Origin of the sequence: Aliiroseovarius sp. S1123 (genome assembly GCF_023015885.1) — a bacterium.
Taxonomy (GTDB): Bacteria; Pseudomonadota; Alphaproteobacteria; order Rhodobacterales; family Rhodobacteraceae; genus Aliiroseovarius.
Genome location: NZ_JALKBE010000001.1, coordinates 672,294 through 698,861, shown reverse-complemented (window position 1 = coordinate 698,861; position 26,568 = coordinate 672,294). Strand labels below are relative to the sequence as shown.

General features: G+C 59.2%; 23 protein-coding genes. 5 read left to right on the top strand and 18 right to left on the bottom strand.

The annotated features are described in order from the left end of the window. Nucleotides 1-32: 32 nt before the first annotated feature. The 3 genes from MWU53_RS03320 to MWU53_RS03310 form a co-directional block, all read right to left on the bottom strand. Nucleotides 33-1,406, bottom strand: a complete 1,374-nt coding sequence (locus MWU53_RS03320) for a cytochrome P450 (protein WP_247090437.1) — start codon at nt 1,404-1,406, stop codon at nt 33-35. After that, on the bottom strand, nt 1,403-2,647 hold the full coding sequence (locus tag MWU53_RS03315) for a hypothetical protein (RefSeq protein ID WP_247090435.1): 1,245 nt from the start codon (nt 2,645-2,647) through the stop codon (nt 1,403-1,405). The genes MWU53_RS03320 and MWU53_RS03315 overlap by 4 nt, the downstream gene beginning before the upstream one ends. An 81-nt stretch (nt 2,648-2,728) precedes the next feature. Continuing rightward, nucleotides 2,729-3,481: a cytochrome c biogenesis protein CcdA gene (locus MWU53_RS03310; RefSeq protein WP_247090433.1), complete on the bottom strand. Its 753-nt coding sequence runs from the start codon at nt 3,479-3,481 to the stop codon at nt 2,729-2,731. A 116-nt stretch (nt 3,482-3,597) separates the two neighbouring features. Between MWU53_RS03310 and MWU53_RS03305 the strand changes: the two genes are divergently transcribed. Beyond that, complete coding sequence (locus MWU53_RS03305) at nt 3,598-3,834, top strand: sulfurtransferase TusA family protein (RefSeq protein ID WP_247090431.1); 237 nt, start codon at nt 3,598-3,600, stop codon at nt 3,832-3,834. Nucleotides 3,835-3,893: 59 nt separating this feature from the next. Here MWU53_RS03305 and MWU53_RS03300 read toward each other — a convergent pair whose 3' ends face one another. Together MWU53_RS03300 and MWU53_RS03295 are read right to left on the bottom strand one after the other, a co-directional pair. Beyond that, nucleotides 3,894-6,815, bottom strand: a complete 2,922-nt coding sequence (locus tag MWU53_RS03300; protein ID WP_247090429.1) for a ribonuclease E/G — start codon at nt 6,813-6,815, stop codon at nt 3,894-3,896. Nucleotides 6,816-7,396: 581 nt separating this feature from the next. Then, complete coding sequence (locus tag MWU53_RS03295; protein ID WP_247090427.1) at nt 7,397-9,931, bottom strand: PBP1A family penicillin-binding protein; 2,535 nt, start codon at nt 9,929-9,931, stop codon at nt 7,397-7,399. A gap of 196 nt (nt 9,932-10,127) precedes the next feature. Between MWU53_RS03295 and MWU53_RS03290 the strand changes: the two genes are divergently transcribed. Next, on the top strand, nt 10,128-11,954 hold the full coding sequence (locus MWU53_RS03290; protein WP_247090425.1) for a M3 family oligoendopeptidase: 1,827 nt from the start codon (nt 10,128-10,130) through the stop codon (nt 11,952-11,954). 156 nt (nt 11,955-12,110) lie between these two features. Here MWU53_RS03290 and MWU53_RS03285 read toward each other — a convergent pair whose 3' ends face one another. From MWU53_RS03285 to MWU53_RS03240, 10 genes are all read right to left on the bottom strand, one after another. Next, nucleotides 12,111-13,232, bottom strand: coding sequence for a serine/threonine protein kinase (locus tag MWU53_RS03285; protein WP_247090423.1), 1,122 nt, complete (start codon nt 13,230-13,232; stop codon nt 12,111-12,113). Between the two features lie 189 nt (nt 13,233-13,421). After that, nucleotides 13,422-14,117: an SMI1/KNR4 family protein gene (locus tag MWU53_RS03280; protein WP_247090421.1), complete on the bottom strand. Its 696-nt coding sequence runs from the start codon at nt 14,115-14,117 to the stop codon at nt 13,422-13,424. Between the two features lie 39 nt (nt 14,118-14,156). Continuing rightward, nucleotides 14,157-14,426: a DksA/TraR family C4-type zinc finger protein gene (locus tag MWU53_RS03275; protein WP_247090419.1), complete on the bottom strand. Its 270-nt coding sequence runs from the start codon at nt 14,424-14,426 to the stop codon at nt 14,157-14,159. A gap of 57 nt (nt 14,427-14,483) precedes the next feature. Further along, nucleotides 14,484-14,786, bottom strand: coding sequence for a hypothetical protein (locus tag MWU53_RS03270; protein WP_247090417.1), 303 nt, complete (start codon nt 14,784-14,786; stop codon nt 14,484-14,486). A gap of 109 nt (nt 14,787-14,895) precedes the next feature. Continuing rightward, nucleotides 14,896-15,363, bottom strand: a complete 468-nt coding sequence (gene nusB / locus MWU53_RS03265) for a transcription antitermination factor NusB (protein ID WP_133489672.1) — start codon at nt 15,361-15,363, stop codon at nt 14,896-14,898. Next, complete coding sequence (locus MWU53_RS03260) at nt 15,360-15,911, bottom strand: 6,7-dimethyl-8-ribityllumazine synthase (RefSeq protein WP_247090415.1); 552 nt, start codon at nt 15,909-15,911, stop codon at nt 15,360-15,362. Before MWU53_RS03260 ends, nusB begins: the two co-directional genes overlap by 4 nt. Before the next feature lie 2 nt (nt 15,912-15,913). Further along, a complete protein-coding gene (gene ribB, locus MWU53_RS03255) occupies nt 15,914-17,044 on the bottom strand; it encodes a 3,4-dihydroxy-2-butanone-4-phosphate synthase (RefSeq protein ID WP_247090412.1) in 1,131 nt (376 codons plus the stop codon). A 79-nt stretch (nt 17,045-17,123) separates the two neighbouring features. Further along, complete coding sequence (locus tag MWU53_RS03250; protein WP_247090409.1) at nt 17,124-17,750, bottom strand: NYN domain-containing protein; 627 nt, start codon at nt 17,748-17,750, stop codon at nt 17,124-17,126. A gap of 63 nt (nt 17,751-17,813) precedes the next feature. Then, complete coding sequence (locus tag MWU53_RS03245; RefSeq protein WP_247090407.1) at nt 17,814-18,779, bottom strand: MBL fold metallo-hydrolase; 966 nt, start codon at nt 18,777-18,779, stop codon at nt 17,814-17,816. An 81-nt stretch (nt 18,780-18,860) separates the two neighbouring features. Then, nucleotides 18,861-19,454 carry a riboflavin synthase gene (locus tag MWU53_RS03240; protein ID WP_247090404.1) on the bottom strand — a complete coding sequence of 198 codons (594 nt, stop codon included), beginning with the start codon at nt 19,452-19,454 and terminating at the stop codon, nt 18,861-18,863. Between the two features lie 211 nt (nt 19,455-19,665). On the opposite strand from MWU53_RS03240, the gene MWU53_RS03235 reads away from it, so the two are divergent. The 3 genes from MWU53_RS03235 (at nt 19,666) to MWU53_RS03225 (ending at nt 24,259) form a co-directional block, all read left to right on the top strand. After that, nucleotides 19,666-20,958, top strand: coding sequence for a capsular biosynthesis protein (locus MWU53_RS03235; protein ID WP_247090402.1), 1,293 nt, complete (start codon nt 19,666-19,668; stop codon nt 20,956-20,958). A gap of 125 nt (nt 20,959-21,083) precedes the next feature. Beyond that, a complete protein-coding gene (locus MWU53_RS03230; protein ID WP_247090400.1) occupies nt 21,084-22,184 on the top strand; it encodes a polysaccharide biosynthesis/export family protein in 1,101 nt (366 codons plus the stop codon). A 92-nt stretch (nt 22,185-22,276) separates the two neighbouring features. Next, a complete protein-coding gene (locus tag MWU53_RS03225; protein ID WP_247090399.1) occupies nt 22,277-24,259 on the top strand; it encodes a capsular polysaccharide biosynthesis protein in 1,983 nt (660 codons plus the stop codon). On the opposite strand, the gene ribD is transcribed toward MWU53_RS03225, so the two are convergent. The 3 genes from ribD to MWU53_RS03210 form a co-directional block, all read right to left on the bottom strand. Beyond that, a complete protein-coding gene (gene ribD / locus MWU53_RS03220) occupies nt 24,256-25,368 on the bottom strand; it encodes a bifunctional diaminohydroxyphosphoribosylaminopyrimidine deaminase/5-amino-6-(5-phosphoribosylamino)uracil reductase RibD (protein ID WP_247090398.1) in 1,113 nt (370 codons plus the stop codon). The genes MWU53_RS03225 and ribD overlap by 4 nt on opposite strands. Nucleotides 25,369-25,374: 6 nt before the next feature. Continuing rightward, nucleotides 25,375-25,845, bottom strand: coding sequence for a transcriptional regulator NrdR (gene nrdR, locus MWU53_RS03215; RefSeq protein WP_247090397.1), 471 nt, complete (start codon nt 25,843-25,845; stop codon nt 25,375-25,377). Between the two features lie 236 nt (nt 25,846-26,081). After that, on the bottom strand, nt 26,082-26,510 hold the full coding sequence (locus MWU53_RS03210) for a cytochrome c (RefSeq protein WP_247090395.1): 429 nt from the start codon (nt 26,508-26,510) through the stop codon (nt 26,082-26,084). Between the last annotated feature and the right edge of the window lie 58 nt (nt 26,511-26,568).

Here is a 26,568-nt window from a genome sequence, read left to right as displayed (position 1 = left end):
GAATACGAAACGGGAAATTGCAATTTCCCGTGCTACGTTCGCGGCATTATCTTCAACCATATCCCGTCCTTGCCCCGCACAGTCAAATGCGCAACGGGCATGGCGGGGCGATCCTTGACCAATTCAAACCGATAAGACCGCACCAGCATCGACAGGATCAACGGCCCTTCGATCATGGCAAAGCCCGAGCCCGGACAGACCCGTTGCCCGGCCGAGAACGGGATATAGGCATCGCGCAGGCACTCTTTCCCGTTAGGCGTCTGGAACCGCTCCGGATCGAAGGCGTCGGGCTGATCCCATAGGCGTTCATGGCGATGCAGATGCCAAGGGCTAAGGACGATCTGGCTGCCCACGGGCACTTTGCGGGCGCGGAAACGCTCGGGGCAAGTGGTCTCGCGCACCATCATCGGCACCGGAGGATAAAGGCGCATGGTTTCGCGAAATACGTCCCGCGACTGGCGCAGCTTGGACATGACCGAGAAATAGGCCTTCTCGGGGTCGATCTGCTCCTGCGCCTCTTGGGCCACCCGATCCTGCCAATCAGGATAGAGCGCCAGAAGATAGAGCGCCCATGCCAAGGCCGAGGCGCTGGTTTCGTGGCCCGCCAAAAAGAAAATGGCGACCTGATCGACCATCTCGTCCGCGTCAAAACACACGCCTGATTCCGGATCTGGCGTGGTCATAATCTTGGTGGCCAGATCGTCCGGCGCGGTGCCCTCCTGAATGGCCTGCATCCGGTCCTGTGTCAGCTGCTGGATCAAGCCGCGAATAACCTTGGCCGTCCGCTTGGTGTCGCGCCTATGAAAGCGCGGGAACCATTTGGGCAGCGGCAGAAATGCCCCAAGGTTCAACACCGGCTGCGTGCGCTGGTGATCCTTGAACTCGGCAAAGACGCGACTTGCGACCTCGTGCTCGATCGGGATCGAAAACAGCGTGCGGAAGATCACATCAGCGGCAGCATGGCTAGTGTGGCTTTCGATCTCGACCGGCTTGCCGTTCGCATGCGCCTCAAACCGCACGACAGCAGCGTTGGCAGCGTCCCACATGGCCGGGAAGATCTCGCGCAGGCGGCCACCTTCAAAGGCTGGGTCGATAATGCGCCGTTGGCGCTTCCACACCTCGCCATTGGTGACAAAGACCGAGTTGCCCAAGAGCGGTGCGAGCCCCTCGCGGATCCGGTCGGATTTCGGAAAGTCGTCCGGGCGTCCCTTCAACACCAGATCAACCAGTTCAGGATCATTGCACATATAGCTGCGGAAAAACGGGGTCCGAAACTCGGCCATCCACGCGCGGTAAAGACGGGCGGGCTGGGCCGAGAGTATGTCCTTGCGAAACAGCTTTGCATAGCGCCACAGAGACACCCGACCGGGGCGCGAAGGCGGCTTGGGAGGCAAAGGATCCGTCATGGTACCATTGATCTGTATTTCGAGGCCGGAACGTCAATACGGCTTTTCGAAGGCGACCGCCCCCGATACCGATCCCGCAGCGTCTTAGGTCCGGCGGTGATCTGGAAATAATCATAATCCCGCGGGCGATCAAAGGCGCAGAGATACTGAAAATGCAGCCGGAAAAAGCGCCAGCGCAGCGCGGCCCAGCGTTCGGGCGACAGGGACCGCGTGAAAGCGGCCGAAAACACCAAAGGCCAGCGCTTGCCGCGTTCTGGTGCGACGCCCGACACCGACACCGGGTCACACAGCGCAAAAGCACAGCCATCCCCCGGTGCGGTGACATCCACCCACGCGATCTGGTCCTGCTGGCTGAGCCGGTTCAGGTCGCGCCGCAGACGCCCGGCCTTGGGCAGAAAGCTGACCATCGGAACCACTTGGCCAAGGGTCAGGAAATTCAGCTGCGGTCCATCTTCCCGCACCCTGCCCTGCGCCAAAAGATCCGACAGGATCGACACCCCCAAATGCGCGCCCGAGCTATGGCCGATCACCAGCACCTCGTCGACATCCGTCGCCAGCGCCTCGGCAATCTGATCGCCAAACTGGGCCATCCGCGCTTCTAGTTCCGGCGGATTGGCGCCCTTGGTCGAGGCCGAATAGCTGTAGTCATGCATAAGGTAGTAAATGAACAGCTTGTTATCGATTTTGCGGAACCAGATCAGCAAGGCCGCGGCAGTCGCCAGCATCACCACCCAGCCCAGAATAGACCCCAGAAGCGGCGACAGCCCGCTTACGATCCACTCGACCAGCCCACCAAGGATCCCACCGACAACCAGCGCCAAGATCAGTTGCAGGATCAGCGCGACAACCGGATAGAGCGCCGCAATCACTGGCCCTTTACGCAGCCACATCAACCGCCGGAGCGTCCCCGTGCTGATATAGGTCCACGCGGTACGGGCCATCATCAGGTAGGTCTGCGCGATGTTCAGTTCCATGCTGTCGCGCACGATGTCGGACCAGACCAGCACATCGAACTCGGCTTCGACCTCGTGACCATCAATGCGGCCAAGTACCTGCCAACCATAGGTGGCCGCGCCTTGTCGTCCAATCAGGTCAATCTGGTAGCCCGAGACCTCGGCTTGCGCGGCCCCTTCGGTGCGGTAAAGCTCGCGATAGCGGCGGGGATGAATCGGGTCATAGCCGGGGATGTAGAACACCCGGCGACGGCGCACGATTTTCAATGTGTCGGCGTTTTTGGTCATCTGCCCGGCCTGTCGTTTGCGGCAGATTAAACCGGAATGGTTAAGGACATAACCCCCGGCTTGCAGAATTTGCGGGCCAAATTAGCCCAGTGTCGCCATGGCCGGAAAAATCTCGAGCAGCCAATAGGAAAAGCGCGAGAAACCGCCCGTCAGCATCAACAATCCAATGGTCCACAGAAGCAGGCCCATGATCCGCTCGATCCGCTCCATATGGCGCTTCATGAAGGCCATCAGCCCCCCGAGGCGTGCAAAGAAGGCGGCAAACAACAGGAAGGGAATGCCAAGTCCGATGGCATAAACGGCCAAAAGAAACGTCCCACGCGCAACCGATCCTTCGCTGGCAGCCAGTGCCAGAATGGCGCCCAACTGAGGTCCAATGCACGGCGTCCAGCCAAAGGCAAAGGCCAACCCAAGCAGGTATGCCCCAAAGGCGCTGCCGCCTTGATCCCCCGCGTCCAACCGCGCTTCACGGTTCAGAAACGGGATCGAGATCACACCGAGGAAATGCGCGCCAAAGACCATGACAACCACACCTGCGATGCCCGCAAAGAGCGTCTGATTGGCCAAAAACATCGCCCCGAAGGCCGAGGCCGCGAAGCCCAGAAACAGGAACACCGTCGACAGGCCCATTACGAAGAAGAGCGCGGCCAGAAGAACCTTGCCTCTGCCCGAACCACGGTCGTTCATTTCTGACATGCTGACCCCGGACATATAGGCCAGATAGGGCGGCACGATGGGCAGCACGCAGGGACTGAGGAAGCTCAGGATCCCCGCGATAAACGCGATGGTCAGGGCAGGCACAAGGCTTGCGTCGATCAGTTCAATTCCAAACATAAGCTTCACATAGCGCGGGATTCGGGCGACGTCACCTGCCGCTTTGTCACATCTGCGCGACAAATTGCGATCTCGTGGAAGATGGACAGCGATTTGCGCAGCGGTTAAGGAAAATCATGACCTATGATGACGATCTGGATGCCATCGGGCTTTTGTGCCCCCTGCCCGTTTTGAAAGCCCGTAAGCGACTGAAATCGCTTGAGAAGGGGCAAATCCTACGATTGCAAGCCACCGACCCCGCTGCCGTGATCGACGTGCCGCATTTCTGCGCCGAACAAGGGCACGAGCTTGTGGGGCAGGATGAGACATCCGGTCCGGTCGGCGTGACCTATTACTTCATCAAGCACGGATGAACGAAAAAAGCCGGGCGATTTGCCCGGCTTTTTCTTTCTGTTTCTTTCTGTGCTTTGGATTAGCGGTTCAGCGACCACCACCCTTTTCGCTTAGGTTTGGGCGGCTCGTCTGAGGCGACCTCAACCACCGGTGCGGGTTCCGGGGAAACTGCCGGAGCTTCGGCCACGGCAACCTCAACCTGGGCCGGCGCTGGTTCTGCAGCGGGGGCCTCTTCTGGCGCGGGTACGGCTTCTTCCGCAACCGGTTCAGCCTTCTTGCGCGGCGCGCGTTTGCGAGCAGGCTTCTTCGGCTTTTCGTCCTCAGCCGGCGCGTCTTCTGCCTTGGCCTCGGCTTCAGCCTCTGCCGGAGCGTCGTCCGCCTTCGGCTTCTTCGCGCGGCTGGCCCGCTTACGCTTGGGCTTTTCTTCGGTTGCCTCTTCCGTGGCTTTAGGCTTGACCGCTTCAGCTTCAGCTTCAGCAACTTTCGCCTCTTCCTCGGCCTTCGCCTTCGACGTCCGACGCTTGCGCGCGGGCTTCTTGGGCTTTTCTTCCTCGGCAGGGGCTTCAGCCTCTACGGCCTCGGTCGCAACAGCGTCAGTGCCTTCAGCGTCCGCCGCAACCTCGTTGGTCTTCTTACGTGACCGGGTGGCGCGCTTGCGCTTGGGCTTTTCTTCCGTCGCATCCTCAGCAGCCTCTTTCGGAGCGTCCTCTGCGTCCGAAGCGGACTCTGCTTCTACGTCATCATCCGAAACAGCTTGCTCGGCGTCTCCGTTCTCGATCTGACCGTTCTCTTGAAGATCATCTCCACCGCGACCGCGACGACGACGGCGACGACGACGGCGCTTCTTGGGCTTATCCTCACCTTCGACTTCCGGTGTCTCTTCCGAAATCACCTCGGCCTCTTCGACGTCATCAATGTCCGCCATGATGGACGCATCCACGGACACGACAGGCGCCGCATCTGGCACCACGCGCGTGGCGGTCTTGAACTTCTCGATTGTGTAGTCCGGCGAAATCAGGAACGGATCAGCTTCGATCCGTACCGACATGCCATAACGGGCTTCGATCTGCGCGATATGCTCGCGCTTGTTGTTCATCAGGAAGTTCACGATGCCGATCGGCGCCTTCACCAGAACCTCGCGCGAGCGACGACGCACGCCTTCTTCTTCCAGCTGACGCAGGATGTTCAGGGCAAGGTTGTCATCCGAGCGGATCAGACCCGTGCCGTGACAATGGTTACAAGGCTGAGTCGTTGCCTCAATCATGCCGGGGCGCAAACGCTGACGGCTCATTTCCATCAGACCAAAGCCCGAGATGCGGCCCACTTGAATGCGGGCGCGGTCGGTCTTCAGCTTGTCCTTCATCCGCTTTTCAACGGCAGTGTTGTTGCGACGCTCGTCCATGTCGATGAAGTCGATCACGATCAGGCCTGCAAGGTCGCGCAGACGCAGCTGACGCGCCACTTCTTCTGCGGCCTCAAGGTTGGTCTTCAGCGCGGTTTCCTCGATCGAACCTTCTTTGGTGGCTCGGCCCGAGTTCACGTCGATCGCGACCAAAGCTTCGGTCACACCGATCACGATATAGCCACCGGATTTCAGCTGAACGGTCGGATTGAACATGCCCGACAGATAGCTTTCCACCTGATAGCGCGCGAACAGCGGCATGGCGTCTGTATAGTGCTTCACGTTCTTGGCGTGGGACGGCATGATCATCTTCATGAAGTCCTTGGCCACGCGATAGCCAGCCTCGCCTTCGACAAACACTTCATCGATCTCGCGCGAATACAGGTCACGGATCGTGCGTTTGATCAGGTTGCCTTCTTCGTAAATCTTAGCGGGCGCGATGGATTCCAGCGTCAGCTCGCGGATCTGTTCCCACAGGCGTTGAAGGTATTCATAGTCGCGCTTGATCTCGGTCTTGGTGCGCTTGGCCCCGGCGGTCCGAACGATCAGACCGGCACCCTTCGGCACATCGATCTCGGCTGCGATTTCTTTCAGCTTCTTACGGTCGGCGGCATTGGTGATCTTGCGGCTGATCCCGCCACCGCGTGCGGTGTTGGGCATAAGCACGCAGTAGCGACCGGCCAGCGACAGATAGGTGGTCAGGGCAGCGCCTTTATTGCCACGCTCTTCTTTCACGACCTGAACCAGAAGGATCTGGCGAACCTTGATCACTTCCTGGATCTTATAACGCTTCGGACGCGGCTTGCGGCGCGGACGGATATCATCGGTCGAATCGTCATCAGCAACGCGCTCGATCTGGTCATCCTTCTCGGACGCTTCCAGCGGCTCGTCTTCGTCGTCTTCGTCGTCGCTGTCATCACCGGCGTCGTCATCATCGTCGCTGGCTTTGGCGGCGTCATCGCCTGCGTCAGCAGCAGGTGCCTGTTCGGCATCTGCCGTCTCGACCACGTCGTCTTCAGAGGCTTCAGCTACTGCGACAGTCTCAGCCGCATCCGAAGCAGCGTCAACAGCTGTGTCTTCTACAGGCTCTTCCACCGGGGTTTCGGCAACCAGATCCATCGGCGAATGGCCTTCGTCGAGATCCGATCCACCATCATCCAGATCAATTACATCCATCCCACTGGTGGACTGATCAATCTCTTTGGTGGCGACCGCATCATCCGACTTGGTCTCTTCCGCTTTGGAACGCGTGCGCGAACGGCGACGGCGGCGTGTTTTGGGCTTTTCGTCTTCAGCGGCCATAGCTTCAGCAAAGGCGCGCTCTTCTTCCAGCAACGCTTCGCGGTCGGCGACCGGGATCTGATAATAGTCCGGATGGATTTCCGAGAAGGCCAGGAACCCGTGGCGATTTCCGCCGTAGTCAACAAACGCCGCCTGAAGCGACGGTTCGACTCGTGTTACTTTTGCCAGATAAATGTTGCCAGCAAGCTGGCGTTTGTTTTCGGATTCAAAGTCAAATTCTTCAACCTTGTTCCCGTCAACCACCACAACCCGAGTTTCCTCGGCGTGGGTGGCGTCGATAAGCATCTTCTTTGCCATTGTGTCTTTCTGCACCCTGATCGCCGCGCTCGTCCCGGGGGACGCGCTTGGGGAAAGGGGTGACTTGTCAGGGCGAGCAGATGCGGGGGATGGGACAACAGCTGAAGGGGCGTATGCCCCTGTGCCTGTCCTTGCTCGATCCTCGCACGCATCATCGCGTTTCTTCTCCGGCTTCGCCTATCCTGTCCGGTCTATCCGGCGGTTCGTGCGAAACCCATTCATGTGCCCCCCTTCGCTGTGCAAAGTCGGGCGTATTTTCAGACATCGGGGCAAGCTTTTTACGAACCTGCTGCCGGGTCATCAATTTCCGGCTTCGGCGGCCAGTCCGTCATGCGGCTGCGTCCCGAAGCGCTTTTAGCCTGTCATGATGTGGTCTGCGTGCATCCTTCGGCCCGCATCCGTCGCCATGACAGCGAAACTCTTGCGCGGAGTGCATTTTCCTAAACGCACCACCGTCTGTTGAACATATGTGTTGAAGACATGGAAAGACAATGGGCAAAATGCTTTTCTGTGCAGAAGTTTTCAGCAGACATAGGCATTGCGGCACCAAAACCATTCCACCTATGGCTGTTATCCTCAGCCTAGTAGAGCCCGCCAGACGACAGTGTCCCGAAATCCGCCTTGTCCGGAACCACGACCGTTTTCCCCGTCGATGTCCGGACTTCTTCACCCCCGGCACCGTCACGGTCAAACAAGGGCAGGTTCGAACCCATGGCAAAGCCACCGTCAAACATCACACCGAACAACGGCTCTTCGCCGTCACGGAAATACTCGGCCACCACGTAGTCGCCGGTGGCATCATCCGGCAGACGCGCGCCCGAGAACCGGTCGATCTTGATGAAATGCCCGCCTTCCGGAACTTTGAAATCACCGCCGCCCAGTTCTTTCACCGCCTCGGACATGAAGCGATTGAAGACCGGGCCACACATACCGCCACCCGACGCGCCGGGCATGTTGCGCGGACGGTCATAGCCGATATAGCAGCCCGCAACGATGTTCGAGGTAAAGCCCACGAACCAGACATCGCGCGAGTCGTTGGTTGTTCCCGTCTTGCCGGCGGTAGGCACCGGCAAGTTTACAGTTCCGCTGGCGGTCCCGCGCTGCACAACGCCCCGCATCATCGAGGTTAACTGATACGCCGTGATCGCATCCATCACACGCTCGCGGTTGCTGTTGATTTTTGGCTCAGTCCCTGCAGCCAGCACCGGATCGGTACAGTTCACGCAGTCACGGCGGTCATGGCGATAGATGGTGTGCCCCCAGCGATCCTGCACCCGGTCGACCAGTGTGGGCTCTACCCGCTCGCCGCCATTGGCAAACATCGCGTAGGCCGCAACCATCTTGAACAGCGTCGTTTCTTCAGACCCAAGCGAGTTGGCAAGGAACGGGTTCATCTGCTCATAAACGCCGAAGCGCTCGGCATAGCCCGCAACCGTATCCATCCCGATTTCCTGCGCCAGACGAACGGTCATAAGGTTCCGCGATTGCTCGATCCCGGTGCGCAGGGGCGTCGGGCCGTAAAACTCGTTCGAGGCGTTCTTCGGGCGCCAGATCTTGCCGCCACTCTCAACCTCGATCGGAGCGTCGATCACGATGGTCGCCGGGGAAAACCCGCTGTCCAGTGCGGCGGCGTAGACGAAGGGCTTAAAGCTCGACCCCGGCTGGCGCTGCGCTTGTGTGGCGCGGTTATAGACCGAATGCTGATAGCTAAAGCCGCCCTGCATGGCGATCACACGGCCGGTGTTGACGTCCATCGCCATGAAGCCGCCCTGCACTTCAGGGATCTGGCGCAGGGTCCAGCGGACAAAGCTGCCATCGGCGTCTTTCACCATGCGGCGTACATGCACGACCTCGCCAACTTTCAGAAGATCACCCGCCACACGCGCCTTGCGCCCCATGCTGCCGTCTTCATTCAGACGACGCGCCCACGTGACGTCCTTGGCCGGGATCCAATGGCCGTCATCATCCTCTTCGACACCCTCGATGCCGATGCGCGCGTCATTGCCACCAACCTCAAGCACAACGGCAGGGTACCAGCCTTCGATGTCACGCGGGAACTTGGTGTCGGCCAGTGCCTGACGCCAGCTTGCCTCGTCCGACAGCGCGCCTTCCGGCAGTTTCACGCCGGTGGGACGCCAGACGCCCCTGCCCCGGTCATATTCTTCCAGCCCTTGGCGCAGGCTGGCTGCAGCCACTTCTTGCAGCTTCGGATTTTCGGTGGCCCGGATGGTTAACCCGCCCGTAAAGAACTCTTCCTCACCGAAATCACGGCTTAGCTGGCGGCGGATTTCGTCGGTGAAATAGTCGCGATCTGGCAGCGCCGTGCGGAAGCCCTCGAAGTCTCCATTCTGAACCGAGCGCAGGGGCAGATCCTTCTCGGCCTCATAGACCGCCTGATCCAGATAGCCGTTCTGGTACATCTCGCGCAGAACGTAGTTGCGGCGCCCCAACGCATCCTCTTTGTTGCGCACTGGGTGCAGCTTTGCTGGCTTTTTCGGCAGGGTCGCCAAATAGGCCGCCTCGTGCGGCTCCAGTTGATCCAGTGTCTTGTTGAAATAGGTCTGCGCGGCAGCAGTCACACCATAAGAGTTCTGCCCCAAGAAGATCTCGTTCAGATACAGCGCCAGAATTTCGTCCTTCGACAACGTGCTTTCCAGACGTACGGACAGGATCAATTCCTTGATCTTCCGCTCGGCCGACCGCTCGGACGACAAAAGGAAGTTCTTCACCACCTGCTGCGGAATGGTCGACGCCCCGCGCAGGGCTCCCCCCCGTGCAGCCTCGACAGCAGCGGCGGCAATCCCGCGCGGGTCAAAGCCTGCGTGATTGTAGAAGTTTTTGTCCTCGGCCGAGATGAAGGCGTGCTTCACAAGATCGGGAATTTCGTCGGCAGGGGCGAACAGGCGGCGTTCCTGCGCGAACTCGTCCATCAACTGACCTTCACCCGAATAGACCCGACTGATCGTCGCGGGCGTATAGTTCGCCAATTGCTCATGGCTGGGCAAGTCTCTGGAATACATCCAGAAAACGCCCCCCACGACCAAGGCGGCCATGAAGATCGCAAGGGTGATGCCGGTAAACATCGCACCAAATATGCCAAGGACGAATCTGATCACGCCGCACGCTCCTAAGGATAGTTGCCCTTCCTATAAAGGGACCCTAGTGCCGGGTCAAAACCCCCAGGGGGGGAAATCGGCCATTTCCCGCCCTGACGCCACGCCGCCCGCCCCTGTTTCCAGAACGTCACACACCCCGATTGCAACCCCGCCCCCCACCGCCTATGTCTTGGGAAACCACATTTTCGGAGGTCTCATGTTTTCCACCCTACCCCCTCAAATTCTGCGCGATGCAACTGCCGGTACGGGCGACAACCCGTTTGGGGATCTGCCGGAATGGGATCTGTCGGACCTCTATCCCGGAGAAGATGCGCCCGAGCTTGAGCGTGATCTGGGTTGGCTACAAAACGCCTGCACCGAATTCGCCCAGACCTATCAGGGCAAGCTGGCAGATTTGGACGCGTCAGGCATGCTGGATTGCGTGTTGGCCTATGAGAAGATCGAGATGATCGGCGGGCGCATCATGTCCTTCGCAGGGCTGCGCTATTATCAGGAGACCACCGACGCGGACCGCGCGCAGTTCTTCCAAAACTGCCAAGAGCAGATCACCGTTTTCACCGCGCCCTTGGTCTTCTTCTCGCTCGAAGTGAACCGGATCGATGACGCGGTGCTGGACGGCTGGTTCCAGAAAAACGCCGATCTGGCCCGCTACAAGCCCGTCTTCGACCGCCTGCGCGCCATGCGCCCGTATCAGCTGTCGGACGAACTGGAGCAGTTCCTGCATGACAAGTCCTCGGTCGGCGCATCTGCGTGGAATACGCTGTTTGACGAAACCGTCGCCGGGCTGATGTTCACCGTGAACGGGGAAGAGCGTGGGCTGGAAGCCACCGCGAACCTGCTGACCGAACACGACCGCGCAACGCGTCAGGCAGCCTCGGAAGAGATTGCGCGTGTACTGGGTGAAAACATCAAGATCTTCGCGCGCGTTCACAACACCTTGGCCAAGGAAAAAGCCATCGAGGACCAGTGGCGCAGCATGCCCACCCCGCAGACCGGCCGCCACCTGTCGAACCACGTGGAACCCGAAGTTGTCGAAGCCCTGCGCAACGCCGTGGTCGACGCTTACCCGCGCCTGTCGCATCGCTATTACGAGCTGAAGCGCAAATGGCTAGGTCTGGACCGGATGCAGGTTTGGGACCGCAACGCACCGCTTCCAATGGAAGACGACAAGTTGGTCAACTGGCCCGAGGCCGAGAAGATCGTCATGGACGCTTACGCCGATTTCGACCCACGCATGGCCGAGATCGCCAAGCCTTTCTTCACCGATGGCTGGATCGACGCAGGCGTGAAGCCCGGCAAAGCCCCCGGCGCTTTCGCTCACCCCACCGTTACCGACGTCCACCCCTATGTGATGCTGAACTATCTGGGCAAACCCCGCGATGTGATGACCCTTGCCCACGAACTGGGCCACGGCGTGCACCAGGTGCTGGCCGCCGAACAAGGCGAAATGCTGTCCTCGACCCCGTTGACGCTGGCCGAAACCGCATCCGTTTTTGGCGAGATGCTGACCTTCCGCAAACTGCTATCCGAAGCCAAAACGCCGGAAGAAAAGAAGGTCATGCTGGCGGGCAAAGTCGAAGACATGATCAACACGGTCGTGCGCCAGATCGCGTTCTATGACTTTGAATGCAAACTGCACGACGCCCGCGCTGAAGGCGAGCTGACACCGGATGACATCAATGCGTTGTGGATGTCGGTTCAGGCCCAGAGTCTTGGCGAAGCCTTTGATTTCATGCCCGGGTACGAAACTTTCTGGTCCTACATCCCCCATTTCGTCCACTCGCCCTTCTACGTCTACGCCTATGCGTTCGGCGACGGCTTGGTGAACGCGCTCTACGCGGTCTATGAAGAGGGCGACGCGGACTTCCAAGAGAAGTATTTCGAGATGCTGAAAGCCGGCGGATCAAAACACCACAAAGAGCTTCTGGCCCCCTTCGGACTGGACGCCTCGGACCCGAATTTCTGGGCCAAAGGGCTGTCGATGATCGAAGGCTTCATTGATGAGCTGGAAGCGATGGAGTGAGGCAGATCTGCTCTGACTCCGGCGCAGATCTTATTTTCTTGCCATAAGTATCCCGGGGTGAATTGGCCAAAGGCCAAGAGGGGCAGAGCCCCTCCCCCACAAAAAGGCAAAACCCGCGCCGAAAAGCGCGGGTTTCTTGTTTCCAATGCAAAGAACTTACTGCTTCGGGAAATAATCCTCGCAGTCGCCATCGCGGTACACATCGGCTGTACAGCAGTGCAGACCGCCCCCGAACGCATAGGCGTCTCGCAGCTCGACCTCGACAACTTCCATGCCCAGCTTGTCCATCTGCTCGGCCTGATAAACCTCGGACTTTTCGACACAAACGGTTTTGGGGTCCAGCACCAGCACGTTCATCGACAGCCATGTCGAGGAATAGCACAACGGCGGCGGCGTGTTGTGGGCGGGCTGGGCGGCGTCCACGATCTCCCACCCATTCTTTTCAAACATCCCACGCTGCTCTTCCGGCAGGCGACGTTGCGGGTTGTTCAGGATCAGGCCCGGGCGCAGCGGCGTAAAGGTCGCGTCAATGTGGATCGGATACGGGTCGCCGGGGAAATTCACCGTGTGCACGCGGTGATCTGGGAAGTGACGGCGCAGCCACTCAATGCCCTTCAAGTTGGTGGTGAACCCATGCTGAACGACCAGATCCTTACCAAACCGCAAGACATCGGCGGCATCGAACAGAGGCTCTTCCTCGGTGGTGACAAAGAACTTCTCAGCGGCCCATTCCAGACGCTGTGCATCGCCGATCTTCTCGGACAGGTAATCTGGATGGTAATCGGCATCCGTAAGGCGCGGTTTGGGCGCGGCTTCATGACGGAACCGGGGGTCCTCTTCCCAGTACTGCTTCAGAAGCGGGCGATAGTTCAGATATTCAAACCAGCGGCAACGATACGACATGGTCGCTTCCAGCATCTCGTGCCCAACGGTTAGCAACACGTCACGCGGCGGCATGCAGCCGAACTGGCTGTCGGTGTGGAAGTCAGGTGTAGTCACGGGCTGTGAATGGTCAATGGAAACAGGGCGATCCACGCGCACACCGCGCCCCCGCAGCTGGTCGGCAAAGTTGTCCAACAGCTCGTTCGCGCGGTCGATGGTTTCCTGCGGGCGGCGGCCCCACTGGCCCCGCATGTCGCTGTCTTCCGGCACCTTTGCATCCAGCGCAGGCTCTTCCGGCGGGATGTGGCAATCATCGGCACGGCCCACGATCACATGGCGCAGAGTGTCCCATTCGTTCCAGCTTTTGACTTCAGTTTTGTCCGGCGACCAGGCCATGGATGCCTCCTGTAAGAAAGGAGACAAGGCGGGGCCTTCAATCTCCCGATTGAAAGTCCCGGCGTACAGGAGCGAGGAAAGGAACCGGGGAGGATGCCCCGCGGCGACGCCATCGCCGTGTCCTGAAAGGCTTTTAGCACTCCGAATTCTGTTATGGAAGCATTCCAGTCTTGTTTCTCTGCTCGAAACCTACCGGCGGAACATCCCCGCAATCTTGCCGCGAAGACCAGATGCTCGAGCTTGTTCGCTTTTCTTAGCTTTCGCGATTTCTTCCCAAGTTTCTGTATCCCCCGGAAGCAGCTTCACATCCGATTTAATCCGTCCGTCGGCATCATATAGAGACAGCTGGCGTGGGATCTCGCTTAGAAAAAACTCTTCAAACGATGCCCAGCGCGCGCCTAATAGATTCGCGTCGCGATGGTACATTTCCACCTCACCTGTAGAGGCGAGGTAGAGGTGACCTTGCGAATGCCACGCGCCGTTCATCGCCCCGATCCCCAAATGACCATTGGGAATATAGTCAGGACGTTCGTGGACGTTTTGATACGATAGACTGATCGGTTGCCCGACCAAATAGTCGGTCCGGTCTAGTGTTCCGAAGGTCGTTCCGTGAAGACTGAGTTTCCCAAGCCTAAGGCCGTTCGTGTGTTGCAAGAATGCGCGATACACTTCCGGGATAAGGCGGTCACATTCAGCTTCCGCTGCTTCAAGTCCGCTTTCATCCAACCCCGCGTAAACATTTGCAAGATATGCGTAAGGCGCCACATGGGGGACATGGCCTGTAATAAACGCTCCGTACTCAGCATCTCTGTAGCCCAATGGGTCGAGCGCTTCTCGAATTTGGGTGGTTAACATTTGGAATGGCGCAGAAAAGTCGTTTGTCATTGGGTTCTCGGAAAACTCAAATTATTGAAATTGATGGATTTACTTCAACTGGCTGTCCTTCGACCCGCGCCGATTGATCCCGGGGCGGTTTTGGAACGCCGCATCCCGTTCGCGCACGCAGTCGATACACAGCTTCACGCCGGGCAAGGCTTCGCGCCGGGCTTGAGGGATTTCTTCCTCGCATTCCGCGCAGTGGGTGAAGCTTTCGCCCACGGGCTGGGCTTTGGCCTTCATCCGGGCCAGCTCGTCGGAAACCGAGGCTTCAATCTGTTCGCTTACCGCGCCATCGCGCGCCCAACCGCCGGCCATGGGTTCCCTTTCATTGATGGGGAATCATGGCCGCAATTCGCGCGTCCTGCAAGGGGTTCAGCGGTTGGCGGCGACTTTCACACGGGCGGGTTCGCCGGTGATTACCGGCTGGCGCTTGCCGCCTTTGGGCGTGTCGTCATGGCTTTCCATCCGCATGATCACAAAGGCGAATTGGACGCCCGCAAAGACGATCCCGTTGAAGACAAACAGCATCAGAACCGCGATCCACCCCATGTCCGAGGTCGAGATCAGGTGCCACAGATTGCCGACATTCGTATAAAGCAGCGCCGCGACGAACGCGGCAGACAGCGCAAATCCAATCAGGACGTTGTTGATATAAACGCGAATGAGTTTAGGCATATCACATTCCCCTCGATGAATATGGCCAGTATGTAAGCCCCTGCCCCAAATGAAAAGAGGCCAATGGGTCGCATCCCAATGGCCTCGAATTTCTCGGGTTGTGGTGGCGTTAAAACGCCTCGGGCTTCGCCTCGCGGGCCATGTGGTCCAGAACGGCGTTGGTGAACTTCGCCTCGTCCCCCTCTGGGAAAAAGGCACGTGCCACGTCCACGAATTCAGTGATCACCACCTTGGGCGGGGTATCGCCTTCGACCATCTCGGCCCCTGCGGCACGGAACAGCGCACGCAAGGTCGGGTCGATCCGTGCGATCGGCCATTTGGCCACCAGAGCGCGGTCGGTCATTTGGTCGATCTTGGCCTGATGGTTCACCGCATCCCCCACCAATTTACGGAAGAGGCGGCTGTCGCCCTCGGCCATGGTGTAGTCGTCGAACTCTTCGCCAAAGCGATGGTCTTCGAACTCGACCATCACGCGGTCCATGGTCTGGCCCGCGGCCTCCATCTGAAACAGCGCCTGCACCGCGAACAAGCGGGCGGCGGATTTCATCTTGCGTTTCTGGTTGCCGGAAAGCGTCATGCGGTTGGGGTATCCTTCGTGTCACCAGCAAGCTTGATCGAATCCGAGATGCTCTTGAACCCGACGCCCTTGCTTGAAGACGCCCATTTGCGCGAAAGCGCGACCAGATGCAAGGCCGCAGCAGCTGCCCCGCCGCCTTTATTTTGATCATTCACGTCGGCACGCACTTCGGCCTGCGGGCGGTTTTCGACGGTCAGGATGCCATTGCCGATGCACAGCCCGTTGAGGCCCATCAGTTGAATGGCACGCGAACTGTCGTTGCAGACGGTTTCATAATGCGTGGTTTCGCCGCGGATCACACAGCCCAGCGCCACATATCCATCGAAGTTCGACAGGCGGTCGGCAATCGAAATCGCGGTGGGCACTTCCAACGCACCGGGCACCTCGATCAGATCCCAAGTGCCACCAACGGCTTCGATTTCGGCCTTGGCGCCAGCGACCAGATTGTCAGCAATGTCCTTATAGTACGGCGCGACGACGATCAGGATCTTCACCGGCTTGTCAAAGCTGGGGCGGTCCAGAATGTAATGCTGTTCTGCGGTGGCCATGATTAGCTCTCCTGAATGGGGCGGGTGCCGGTGATCGACAGCCCATAGGCGTCCAGACCCACATAGCGGGTTTCGGGGCTGTCGGTCAAAAGAACCATCTTATTCAGACCCAAGGTCGACAGGATTTGCGAGCCCAGACCGATCTGACGCACGGTGCGCGGGCCTTCTTCTTCGTCCGCATGCAGCGTCTTGCGCGGCTCACGGAACAGGCAGACAACACCCCGGCCCTCATCCGCGATGATCTGCATTGCGCGGGGCAGTTCGTCAGCAGGTTTCGGGCCAAGACCCAGCACGTCCTGCGCTTCCTGCAGCGCGTGAGTACGCACCAGTACCGGTTCTTCGGTCGAGATGTCGCCCTTGATCAGCACCACATGCTCGATCTCGTGCGTCATGTCGGTGAAGATGCGCATCTCCCACTCGCCACCAAACTGGGATGTGATGGTCTCGCGACCTGTTTCACGTACAAGGTTGTCGTGGCGGCGGCGATAAGCGATCAGGTCCGAGATGGTGCCGATTTTGAGGCCATGTTTCTTCGCGATTTCAACCAGTTCCGGAAGACGCGCCATGGTGCCGTCTTCGTTCATGATCTCGCAGATCACGCCCGAAGGGTTGCGGCCCGCAAGGCGCGAAATATCAACGGCAGCTTCAGTATGACCGGCACGGACCAGCACGCCACCATTGCGCGCACGCAGCGGGAAGACGTGGCCGGGGGTGGCGATCTCGGCAGGCCCGTTGTCGGGGTTGATGGCGGTGGCGACAGTAAGCGCACGGTCAGCGGCAGAAATGCCCGTGGACACACCCTCGCGCGCTTCGATCGATACGGTGAACGCTGTTTCGTGACGCGAAGAATTGTGCGTCGCCATCATCGGCAGACCCAGTTCATCAATGCGCTTGGATTCCATCGGCAGACAGATCAGCCCGCGGCCATGGGTGGCCATGAAATTCACAGCCGCCGCATCACACGCATCGGCCGGAATGACGAAGTCACCTTCGTTCTCACGGTCCTCATGGTCCACAAGGATATAGATCCGACCCGCGCGGGCCTCGGCAATGATTTCCTCGGCCGAGGCGATGGCATTGGACAATCCAGCTTCGACCGGACCGGGTGTTTCGTAGGTGGTGCTTTCAGACATAGCGCGTTCCCCTTAAGGCTCGGGGCTGACTACCGCAGCCGCGCGATCAATGCCAGCCCAAAGGCGGCAGGGAAGAGTTCTAACGCGCCGTAATCCGAGTTTGCTGTGCCTCTCCCGAGACGCAAAAGAGATCTTCACGGTTCGTGAAGTATTTTCGCCATGACTTCTCATCAAGGTCTGACAATGTAACCCCCAAGCTTCCCCTTAGAAATGGGCTGACCTGTCCGATCAAGATGCCATCTTTTCGCTTACGGATTTCCTCGAGTATTCGACGATGCAAATCTTGTGGGCGTGCTTCTAGAGTCTGCCAGTCTGTGCACGACTTCCGGAATGCAAGCGGCGCTTTGTCTTCCCCCATGCCCAAGACGCGATGCCCGCGTTCGCGCAGGAACGTCGCCAGATGCGAGAAATCTCCATCTGAGCTGACCAGCACATAGTTTTGCACGAGACCGGCATAACTCAGTTCAACTGCTTCTATTGCCAGCGCAATGTCGGCAGCGTTCTTCCCTGCCCCTGTATGCACAAGTTTGATGCCTGGTGCCTCGTCCCACCCCTTGATCTTCGTCGCATTTCCATAGGCGCGTTTCACCAACAGGCCGCCTAGTTGTCCTGAAGCCGTGATGGTTTTGCCCGCCCAAGTGCTCGAAATATTCTCACCATCTATCAACAGCGCGGTGTTCAGCACCGGGGTTCCAGAATTCGTCAAATCAACCTCCATTCAATCAAAAGGAGATTTTTTGGCGACTCTTTCAGATATTTCAAGAGCTAACTAAAACTGCCAGAGCGCTGGGATGAACTGATAGGCATCGCCGTCCCGGCGCACATGACCCACGCCAGGGAACGGGAAGTGATAGCCCAGCACCGCAATACGATCCGTCGCTGCCATATCCAGCAGCAGGTGACGTGTCTCGCCAACCTGCACCCCGTCCGATTCGCGGCCCGAGTACCATTCGGGATGCGCGAAATTCAGGATGGCGTGGGTCATGCAATCGCCCAGCGCGATCAGCTGCTGCCCGTCGCTTTCCACCGCCACCGACATATGCCCCGGCGTATGGCCCGGTGTTTCAATCATCCGAATGCCCGGCGCGATCTCGTGATTGTTCGACGCCAAGGTCCATTCCAGACCTTCCGCGTTGATCGAATTCACCGCCCCCAGCACGAACTGCTGGTCCTCAGGTGCAACGCGGTCCACCAGACCGTCTTGCAGCCAGTGCGTATGCTCGGCCTGCCCCATCACATACTCAGCGTCCGGGATGATCGGTTCGTCAAAATCATCGCGAATGCCCCAAATGTGATCGGGATGTGCATGGGTGATGGCCACATGGGTGATGCCCATCGGGTCGATCCCTGCGGTCTCTAAGTTCTCCATCAACCGGCCCGTGGTATCGAACCAACGGGTGCCTGACCCGACATCCACCAAGACCTTGGCGTCGCCCAGCTCGATATACATGTGGTTGGTGTGCGAATAGCCGACCTCGGGGTCGATGTAGTGCGCGGCCATGAAGGCCAGTTTTTCCTCTTCCGGCGCGTTCATTGCCTGCCCCCCGAAGGGCAAAGTGAAATAGCCGTCCGAAACGATGGTGATTTTCGCCTGCCCCAACGTGAAACTGAAATGTGCGGGATTTCCATCCGCTGGCGCGCCCAGCATGGCCCGCGCGGCGGCAGGCATGGCGAAGGCAGGCGCAACTGCGGCTAGGCGCAGAAGATCACGGCGAGTGGGGCGAATAAGGGGCATAGGCGATCTCCGTCAGAAGGGATTTCGCCAATCATATGCCCACTTTCGAATATTTCAATCGGAGATCACGCCAAACAGAAATCAGGACTGTCCGTAATCTGCCAGCCGGGCCACGTAGCGCGCCAGCGTGTCGATTTCCAGGTTGATGCGGTCCCCAACCTGCGCCTGCCCCCAATTCGTCACCTCTTTGGTGTGCGAAATCAGGTTTACTCCGAACTCGTCGCCCTCGACCTCGTTCACCGTCAGCGACGTGCCGTTCAACGCAACCGAGCCTTTGGGCGCGATGAATCGGGCAAGTTCAGACGGCGCGCGGAAGCGCACGCGGGTGCTGTCGCCTTCCACATGCATCGACACGATCTCGGCCACGCCATCCACGTGCCCAGAAACGATATGCCCGCCCAGCTCGTCACCTACCTTCAGGGCACGCTCAAGGTTTACGCGTCGGCCAACAGTCCAGTCGCCAAGATTGGTTTTCGATACGGTTTCTGCTGAAATATCAACATTATACCAGTTGTCACCCAAGGCAACGACCGTCAGGCACACCCCGTCCGAGGCGATCGACGCCCCCAGATCAATCCCAGCCGTGTCGTATGCGGTTACGATCCGCGCACGCATGTCGCCTGCCTGCTCCAGCGCCTCAACGCGCCCCACATCAGTGATGATCCCCGTGAACATGTCGCCTCCTGCATCCGGTTTGTGTTTCTGCTGTACCGGAAACGCAGCCCGGATTGAAGCCAAGATACATCGCGCTGGCCAATCCTCATCCGTCGATAATTCCCTTGCTCGGCCCAAATTTTGCCGCAAGACATTGTTAATTCCCCTGTAACCCTATTTTTGTAGGCCTATAAGGCGATTAACGCTCTAAATGATTTGGTGATTGACAGGCATGGCGCGCATCACGGGCGAAAACCGAAGCTTCCTGTTCCTGCAAGGTCCGCACGGGCCTTTTTTCGGACGACTGTCGAAGATGCTGCGCCGATCGGGGGCCAAGGTGTGGCGTGTCGGGTTTAACCGTGGCGACCAAGCGTTCTGGCCCGATAATGCAAGCTTCATTCCATTTACCGACCCGCAAGACCAGTGGATCAGCCAGTTCGAGCAGATTGTCGACATGCACGGCATTACCGACATCGTGCTTTATGGCGACACGCGCCCCATTCATGCCCAAGCTGTCGAACGGGCACGCGCACAGGGGCTGACTGTTCATGTCTTCGAGGAAGGCTATCTGCGCCCCTATTGGGTGACCTATGAACGGGACGGATCCAACGGCAATTCACGCCTGATGGAATACGACGTCGCACAGATGCAACGCATCCTTGAAGACGCCGAACCGGAAATGCCCGAGGCCCCCGCCCATTGGGGCGACATGCGTCATCACGTCTTTTATGGCGCGCTCTACCACTGGTTTGTCATGTTCCTGAACCAGCGTTATCGCAACTTCCGCCCGCACCGCTCCATCGGGGTTGGGAAAGAATTTCTTCTGTATCTTCAGCGCCTTGTTCTGATGTCTGCCATTGCCGCAGATCGTATCAGAGCCACGCTGCACATCCGCTATGGCGGCTTCCCGTACCATCTGGCCCTTTTGCAGCTGGAACATGATTCAAGCTTTCAGATGCACAGCCCCTTCGCCACCATGACCGAGTTTCTTGAATTGGTGATCGCGGGCTTTGCCGAAGGCGCACCCACGCACCACCATCTGGTCTTCAAAGCCCACCCGCTGGAAGACGGGCGCGTGCCGCAGAGGCGGGAAATCCGCAGACTGGCACGGGCGCATGGAATCGCCGATCGTGTGCACTATGTGCGCGGCGGCAAGCTGGCCAAGCTTCTGGATCACGCGCGGTCTGCCGTGACGATCAACTCGACCGCCGCCCAGCAGGTGCTGTGGCGCGGGCTGCCGCTGAAACTGTTCGGCAATGCGGTCTATGCCAAGCCCGAGTTTGTGTCCGAACAGCCCTTGCCCGAGTTCTTTGATATCCCAACCCGCCCTGACAAACGCGCCTATCGCGACTATCGCCACTTCCTTCTGGAAACCAGTCAGGTTGCGGGCGGCTTCTATTCTTCGCGCGGGCGCCGACAGTTGCTGCGTCAGGTGGTGGATATGATGCTTTCAGCAGACGATCCGTATCATGCCCTGGAACGGGGAACAGCGGCACCACGGCAACAGTTGAGAGTGGTCAAGTGACCTAACGGCCCCTTTTCTGGAAATTTCGTCCAAGTCACGCTAACCTTCGGAAAATGAATCATAATTCCATGTACGGTGGACGGGCAGTGACAACAAAAAAATCTAATTGGGCCAAGCACTTGATCTTGGCAACGGCTGTTATTGCGCTTGGTGCCTGTGGGCTGCCCCGCACTGGCCCAACCAAGCAAGAACTCTACTCGGGGTCGGTCGAAAAGAAAGGCGATGCGCATATCGTGGCCGTCACAGACCACGTCACCCGCGTAACTGCTGTCGTTCCGCCTCTTGGTTTTGGCCCGGATTTCCAGAACCGCAGCCTGGTCGGTTCGGATACGATTCGTGCCGGCGACACGCTTACCATCTCGATCTGGGAAAACGTTGAAGACGGCATCCTGACCACGGCTGGGGCTCCGGCTGCGCTTGAGCATGTACAGGTCGACGGAGAAGGCTATATCTTCATTCCTTACGCAGGCCGTGTGAAAGCTGCAGGCAACTCGCCCGAAGCCATTCGCCGTGTGATCACCCGGAAGCTCGCCGAACAAACGCCGGATCCGCAAGTCACCGTACGCCGCATCGCCGGCGACGGCGCCACCGTATCGGTCACGGGCTCTGTGAGTGGTCAAGGTGTCTATCCGATTGAACGCCCGACCCGCACGCTGAACGCCATGCTGGCGCGTGCCGGTGGTGTCTCGATCGAACCTGAGATTGCCAAGGTCAAAGTGATCCGCGGATCAAAAGTGGGCGAGATCTGGTTCCAAGATCTGTTCGAAAACCCGAAGATGGATATTGCCCTGCGTGGCGGCGACCGCATTCTGGTCGAGGCAGACCCCCGCACCTTCACCGCACTTGGCGCAACCGGAACGCAACGCCGCGTCGGGTTTGAAAGTCAGACCCTGTCGGCCGTAGAGGCCATCGCGCAGGTTGGTGGCTTGTCCGGCGCCGCGGCAGATCCCAAGGGTGTGTTCGTGCTGCGTGATGAAAGCGCAGAGGTCGCCAATTCAGTTCTGGGACGCACGGATCTGAGCGCGCCGCAGCGCATGATTTATGTTCTCGATCTGACCGGCACCAACGGCTTGTTCCTGGCACGCGACTTCGGGATCCGCGACGGTGACACGGTGTATATCACCGATGCGCCCTACACCCAGTGGACCAAGGTCCTGTCGGCTCTGACCGGCTCGCTGTCCACGGCGGGGTCCATCGCGGCCCTCAATCAAAGCCTGACCGAGTAATCGGGCCTCTGCCCGTGACTATCGACGTCAAGACACATCCAGCCGCCGGGTCATCACAGCCCCGGCGGCTTTTCGTTTACAATGGCGGCTTTTTGACTCAGCCGCGTGTGAAACGCATTCTTGATCTGGCGGGCTGGCAGATCCGGCTTGGCCTTCCCGGAGATGGCGATTGGGTTGGAACCTGGGGAAAAAGCCCCACCTCGGGACGGGGCGAAGCCGTGGCCGCCCGCAAGAAAAACCCGGTTCTCAGGGTCGAGGATGCTTTCCTGCGCTCGGTCCTTCCCGGCCGATCCGGCGAGCCGCCTTTGGGTCTGATGCTGGATGATCTGGGGGTGCATTTTGACGGGTCGGCGCCGTCGCGGCTTGAGCACATCCTGAAACACGACCCGCTGGATGACAGCGCCCTTCTGAACCGGGCACGTACCGCGATCGCACGCATGAAATCCGGGCACCTGTCGAAATACAACGCCTTCCAGCCTGACCTTCCCGTCCCTGATGCGCCTTATGTGTTGGTGTTGGATCAGACAGCAGGGGATGCCTCGATCCGATTTGGCGGCGCGTCTGACGCGACTTTCCGCGACATGTTGGTGGCAGCACGATTAGAGCATCCTCACGCACGCATCCTGATCAAGACCCACCCCGAGACGCAGGCCGGTCATCGCACCGGGCATTACGGACCCGAGGATGAGAATGAGCAAGTTCATCTGATCACAGACCCGGTCAGCCCGTGGACGCTGCTGGATGGGGCCATGGCGGTCTATACCGTCAGTTCTGGTATGGGCTTCGAAGCCATCCTAACCGGGCACAAACCCCACGTATTTGGACAGCCCTTTTACGCTGGCTGGGGCCTGACCGAGGACCGACAGCCCGTGAACCGGCGTGGGCGCAATCTAACCCGCGCGCAGCTGTTTGCCGGCGCGATGATGCTGTATCCCACTTGGTACGATCCCTATCGCGACGAACTTTGCGAGATCGAGCACGTGCTCGACACGCTCGAGGCCCGCGCACGTGCTTGGCGCGAGGATCATCAAGGCTATGTCGCCACCAGAATGCGCCTGTGGAAACGCCGCCCCTTGGCCGAGTTCTTCAAGGCCGACGTTGCCATGATCTTCGATGACAAAGCCGAGCGCGCAGCAGATGGGGCCGACACGCTGGACCGCCCGTTGATGGTCTGGGCCGGGAAAGAAGAAGCTGCGCACGGAACACTCCGCCCGCCTCTGCGCATCGAAGATGGCTTTCTGCGGTCGCGCGGTTTGGGGGCCGAGCTTGTGCCGCCTCTGTCCTTGGTGCGCGACGATCTGGGCATCTATTATGACCCAACCCGCGAAAGCCGGTTAGAGCGGCACATCGCAGCGGCGACCACCCTGCCTGATCACGCACGTAACCGGGCCGCGCGCCTGATCGCACGGATCACGGAAAACCGATTGGGCAAATACAATCTGGATCGCCCCCTGCCCGCTGGGTTGCACAACCTCGCAGAAGGCACGCGCATTCTGGTGCCGGGGCAGGTCGAGGATGACGCCTCGATCAGGTTGGGCACGTCGGAGGTCTCGACCAATCTGGACTTGTTGAAACGCGCGCGCGCGGACAATCCAGACGCAGTGATCATCTTTAAGCCCCACCCCGATGTTGAGGCTGGCCTGCGTAAGGGACGTATCCCGCCTGACGAGGCCGCAACTTACGCGGATCTAATCGCCGATCACGCCGATCCGATTGCATTGTTGGATCATGTGGACGCGCTGTGGAGCATGACCTCGACCATGGGGTTCGAGGCTTTGCTGCGAGGGGTGCCCGTCACCTGTCTGGGCGCGCCATTCTATGCCGGTTGGGGCCTAACAACGGATCTGGGACAGGTGCCTGACCGGAGGGTGACCCGGCCGGACGTGATCGCGCTGACCCATGCGGTTCTGATCGACTATCCACGCTATTTCGACCCCGTCACCAAAACCGCCTGCCCGGTCGAGGTTGTTGTCGATCGGCTGGCCTCGGGTGTGATTCCCAAAGGACGACGCGGAACGCGGTTATTGGCCAAGTTACAGGGGCTTCTCGCCAGCTACGCCTATCTGTGGCGCTAGGCGCTTTTCCGTCTCCAGCGATGCAAGACGTCGCCGCCAATATCACGGCATTCCACAAGGTCGAACCGGGGCGCCTCGGCCAAACGACTTAGCCCCATAGCCGCCAACGACGGGCGCCCTTCTGCCCCGATGGCCAGCCCTGCACCGTAGCCCACCAGATCGTCCACAAGCCCCGCCATCAGAAGCGAGGCCGCGAGCCCTCCGCCCCCCTCGCAATAAACGCGGGTCAGCCCGCGGTCGCCAAGCGCCCGCAAAACCGAGGCAGGGTTAAGCGCCGCCTGTGCCTCATCGACTTCGATCAACGTCGCCCCGATGCCCTTCCACGCAGCAATCAGCTCGGGCGCAGCACGGCGACCATGGCAAATCCATAGCGGTACCTCGCGCGCGGTGCGGGCAAGATGACTGTCTAAGGGCAAATCTAAATGGCGCGACAGAACCACGCGAACAGGCTGATGATCCACGCCCAGCCCACGCACCGTCAGCGAGGGATCATCGTCCCGCGCTGTCCCGGCCCCAACCATCACAGCGTCATGGCTGGCGCGCATGGCATGCACGTGGCGACGCGCCTCGGGTCCCGTGATCCACTGGCTTTCGCCGCTGGCGGTGGCAATTCGTCCGTCAAAGCTGCTGGCGAGTTTTAGGGTCAGCATGGGGCGTCCACGGGTGACGCGGCTGAGAAAGCCGGCCTGATCGGCACGCGCCTCATCTTCGCACAGCCCGGTTTCCGCCCTGATCCCGGCGGCGCGCAGCATGTCAAAACCGCCGCCATCCACGCGTGGATCGGGATCCCCCAGCGCACAGACCACGCGTGCGATACCCGCGTTGATCAGCGCGTCCGCACAAGGCGGTGTCTTTCCGTGATGGGCGCAGGGTTCCAGCGTGACATAGACGGTTGCGCCATTGGCCGCTGCCCCGGCCTGCGCCAGCGCCACGACCTCGGCATGCGGACGTCCGCTTGGCTGGGTCCAGCCCCGCCCGACAATCCGCCCGTCTTGCACAATCACACAGCCCACGGCAGGGTTCGGCCACACACGTCCAAGCCCACGCCGCGCAAGCGACAGGGCCAGGCGCATATACCGAAGATCTGCGCCTGAATTCTCCGACATCATCGGCGGTTACTCGTCTTCCGTGGGGATATCCGGGCGCAGCTCGCTGACAAATTTGTCGAAATCATCTGCGGCCTGGAAGTTCTTGTAAACACTTGCAAATCGCACATAGGCGACGGTATCGATCCGGGCCAAAGCCTCCATCACGATTTCACCGATGGTTTTCGACGGAATGTCCGTTTCGCCCATGCTTTCCAATCGGCGCACGATACCCGAGATCATCTGATCAATGCGCTCCGGTTCAACGGGACGTTTCTGCATCGAAATCCGGATCGAGCGCTCAAGCTTCTCGCGGTCGAAATCTTCGCGACGACCATTCGTTTTGATCACAACCAAGTCACGCAACTGCACCCGCTCATAGGTCGTAAAGCGCCCCCCGCATGCCGGGCAGAACCTGCGGCGACGGATGGCCACATGGTCTTCTGCCGGTCGGCTGTCTTTCACCTGAGTGTCGATATTTCCGCAAAACGGACAGCGCATAGGCGACCCCTTTTCTTCACTGTTCCCCGTTGGTGTGGGTTTCACCCACTTATCCACAGGCACTATAGGGCAGCCTCTAGGTCTTGTGTAGAGGGAAATCCACGCCCCAAAATACGGCGGGCGCTATCCATTCAGATAACGCCCGATCAGTGCATTTGTTTCGCCGACCAACGTCGACACCCTCGACACTGAACAGCTAGCTTTAAAGGTTGCTGCATCAGGTTCTGTGGCAAAGGCTATTCTTGAATGGTCTGAAGATAGTAAACCAGCGACAGGATACGCCCCTGAACAATCTCTTCAGCGTCAACACCGGGATGGAAGGTGTTTGGACCAGCTTCAATCATGAACAGATCCCCCCACACTGGCATGTCCGTTGTGCCATGTCCTGCGATATCGCGCCGCCCGTTGATGGACTGATAGACCTCGGAGAACGGGAAAATCCCGTTGTTCTTCTTGGATAGAACGCGAAGATCACGCGGCTGCTCGGCGAATAGTGCCGACACAGGACCGCTGCCCATCGCATCCGCGCCATGACAGGCAGCGCAGTTCTCAACAAACAGCGCTTTCCCAAACATAGCTTCATCAAGCTGAGCAACAGCTGGAACGGCTGTTACCCCAATTGACAGAACACTACTTGCAACAAACTTCAGAAGCACAGATTTCATTTTAATTCCTCCCAGTTAAAATGGCGGAACTACTTCTGAACCTGTGAAATTACCCATA

Excerpts from the sequence above, each read along its gene's own strand:
- MWU53_RS03320 (WP_247090437.1), bottom strand. The coding sequence starts at position 1,406 with ATGACGGATCCTTTGCCTCCCAAGCCGCCTTCGCGCCCCGGTCGGGTG.
- MWU53_RS03315 (WP_247090435.1), bottom strand. The coding sequence starts at position 2,647 with ATGACCAAAAACGCCGACACATTGAAAATCGTGCGCCGTCGCCGGGTG.
- MWU53_RS03310 (WP_247090433.1), bottom strand. The coding sequence starts at position 3,481 with ATGTTTGGAATTGAACTGATCGACGCAAGCCTTGTGCCTGCCCTGACC.
- MWU53_RS03305 (WP_247090431.1), top strand. The coding sequence starts at position 3,598 with ATGACCTATGATGACGATCTGGATGCCATCGGGCTTTTGTGCCCCCTG.
- MWU53_RS03300 (WP_247090429.1), bottom strand. The coding sequence starts at position 6,815 with ATGGCAAAGAAGATGCTTATCGACGCCACCCACGCCGAGGAAACTCGG.
- MWU53_RS03290 (WP_247090425.1), top strand. The coding sequence starts at position 10,128 with ATGTTTTCCACCCTACCCCCTCAAATTCTGCGCGATGCAACTGCCGGT.
- MWU53_RS03285 (WP_247090423.1), bottom strand. The coding sequence starts at position 13,232 with ATGGCCTGGTCGCCGGACAAAACTGAAGTCAAAAGCTGGAACGAATGG.
- MWU53_RS03280 (WP_247090421.1), bottom strand. The coding sequence starts at position 14,117 with ATGACAAACGACTTTTCTGCGCCATTCCAAATGTTAACCACCCAAATT.
- MWU53_RS03275 (WP_247090419.1), bottom strand. The coding sequence starts at position 14,426 with ATGGCCGGCGGTTGGGCGCGCGATGGCGCGGTAAGCGAACAGATTGAA.
- MWU53_RS03270 (WP_247090417.1), bottom strand. The coding sequence starts at position 14,786 with ATGCCTAAACTCATTCGCGTTTATATCAACAACGTCCTGATTGGATTT.
- nusB (WP_133489672.1), bottom strand. The coding sequence starts at position 15,363 with ATGACGCTTTCCGGCAACCAGAAACGCAAGATGAAATCCGCCGCCCGC.
- MWU53_RS03260 (WP_247090415.1), bottom strand. The coding sequence starts at position 15,911 with ATGGCCACCGCAGAACAGCATTACATTCTGGACCGCCCCAGCTTTGAC.
- ribB (WP_247090412.1), bottom strand. The coding sequence starts at position 17,044 with ATGTCTGAAAGCACCACCTACGAAACACCCGGTCCGGTCGAAGCTGGA.
- MWU53_RS03245 (WP_247090407.1), bottom strand. The coding sequence starts at position 18,779 with ATGCCCCTTATTCGCCCCACTCGCCGTGATCTTCTGCGCCTAGCCGCA.
- MWU53_RS03240 (WP_247090404.1), bottom strand. The coding sequence starts at position 19,454 with ATGTTCACGGGGATCATCACTGATGTGGGGCGCGTTGAGGCGCTGGAG.
- MWU53_RS03235 (WP_247090402.1), top strand. The coding sequence starts at position 19,666 with ATGGCGCGCATCACGGGCGAAAACCGAAGCTTCCTGTTCCTGCAAGGT.
- ribD (WP_247090398.1), bottom strand. The coding sequence starts at position 25,368 with ATGATGTCGGAGAATTCAGGCGCAGATCTTCGGTATATGCGCCTGGCC.
- nrdR (WP_247090397.1), bottom strand. The coding sequence starts at position 25,845 with ATGCGCTGTCCGTTTTGCGGAAATATCGACACTCAGGTGAAAGACAGC.
- MWU53_RS03210 (WP_247090395.1), bottom strand. The coding sequence starts at position 26,510 with ATGAAATCTGTGCTTCTGAAGTTTGTTGCAAGTAGTGTTCTGTCAATT.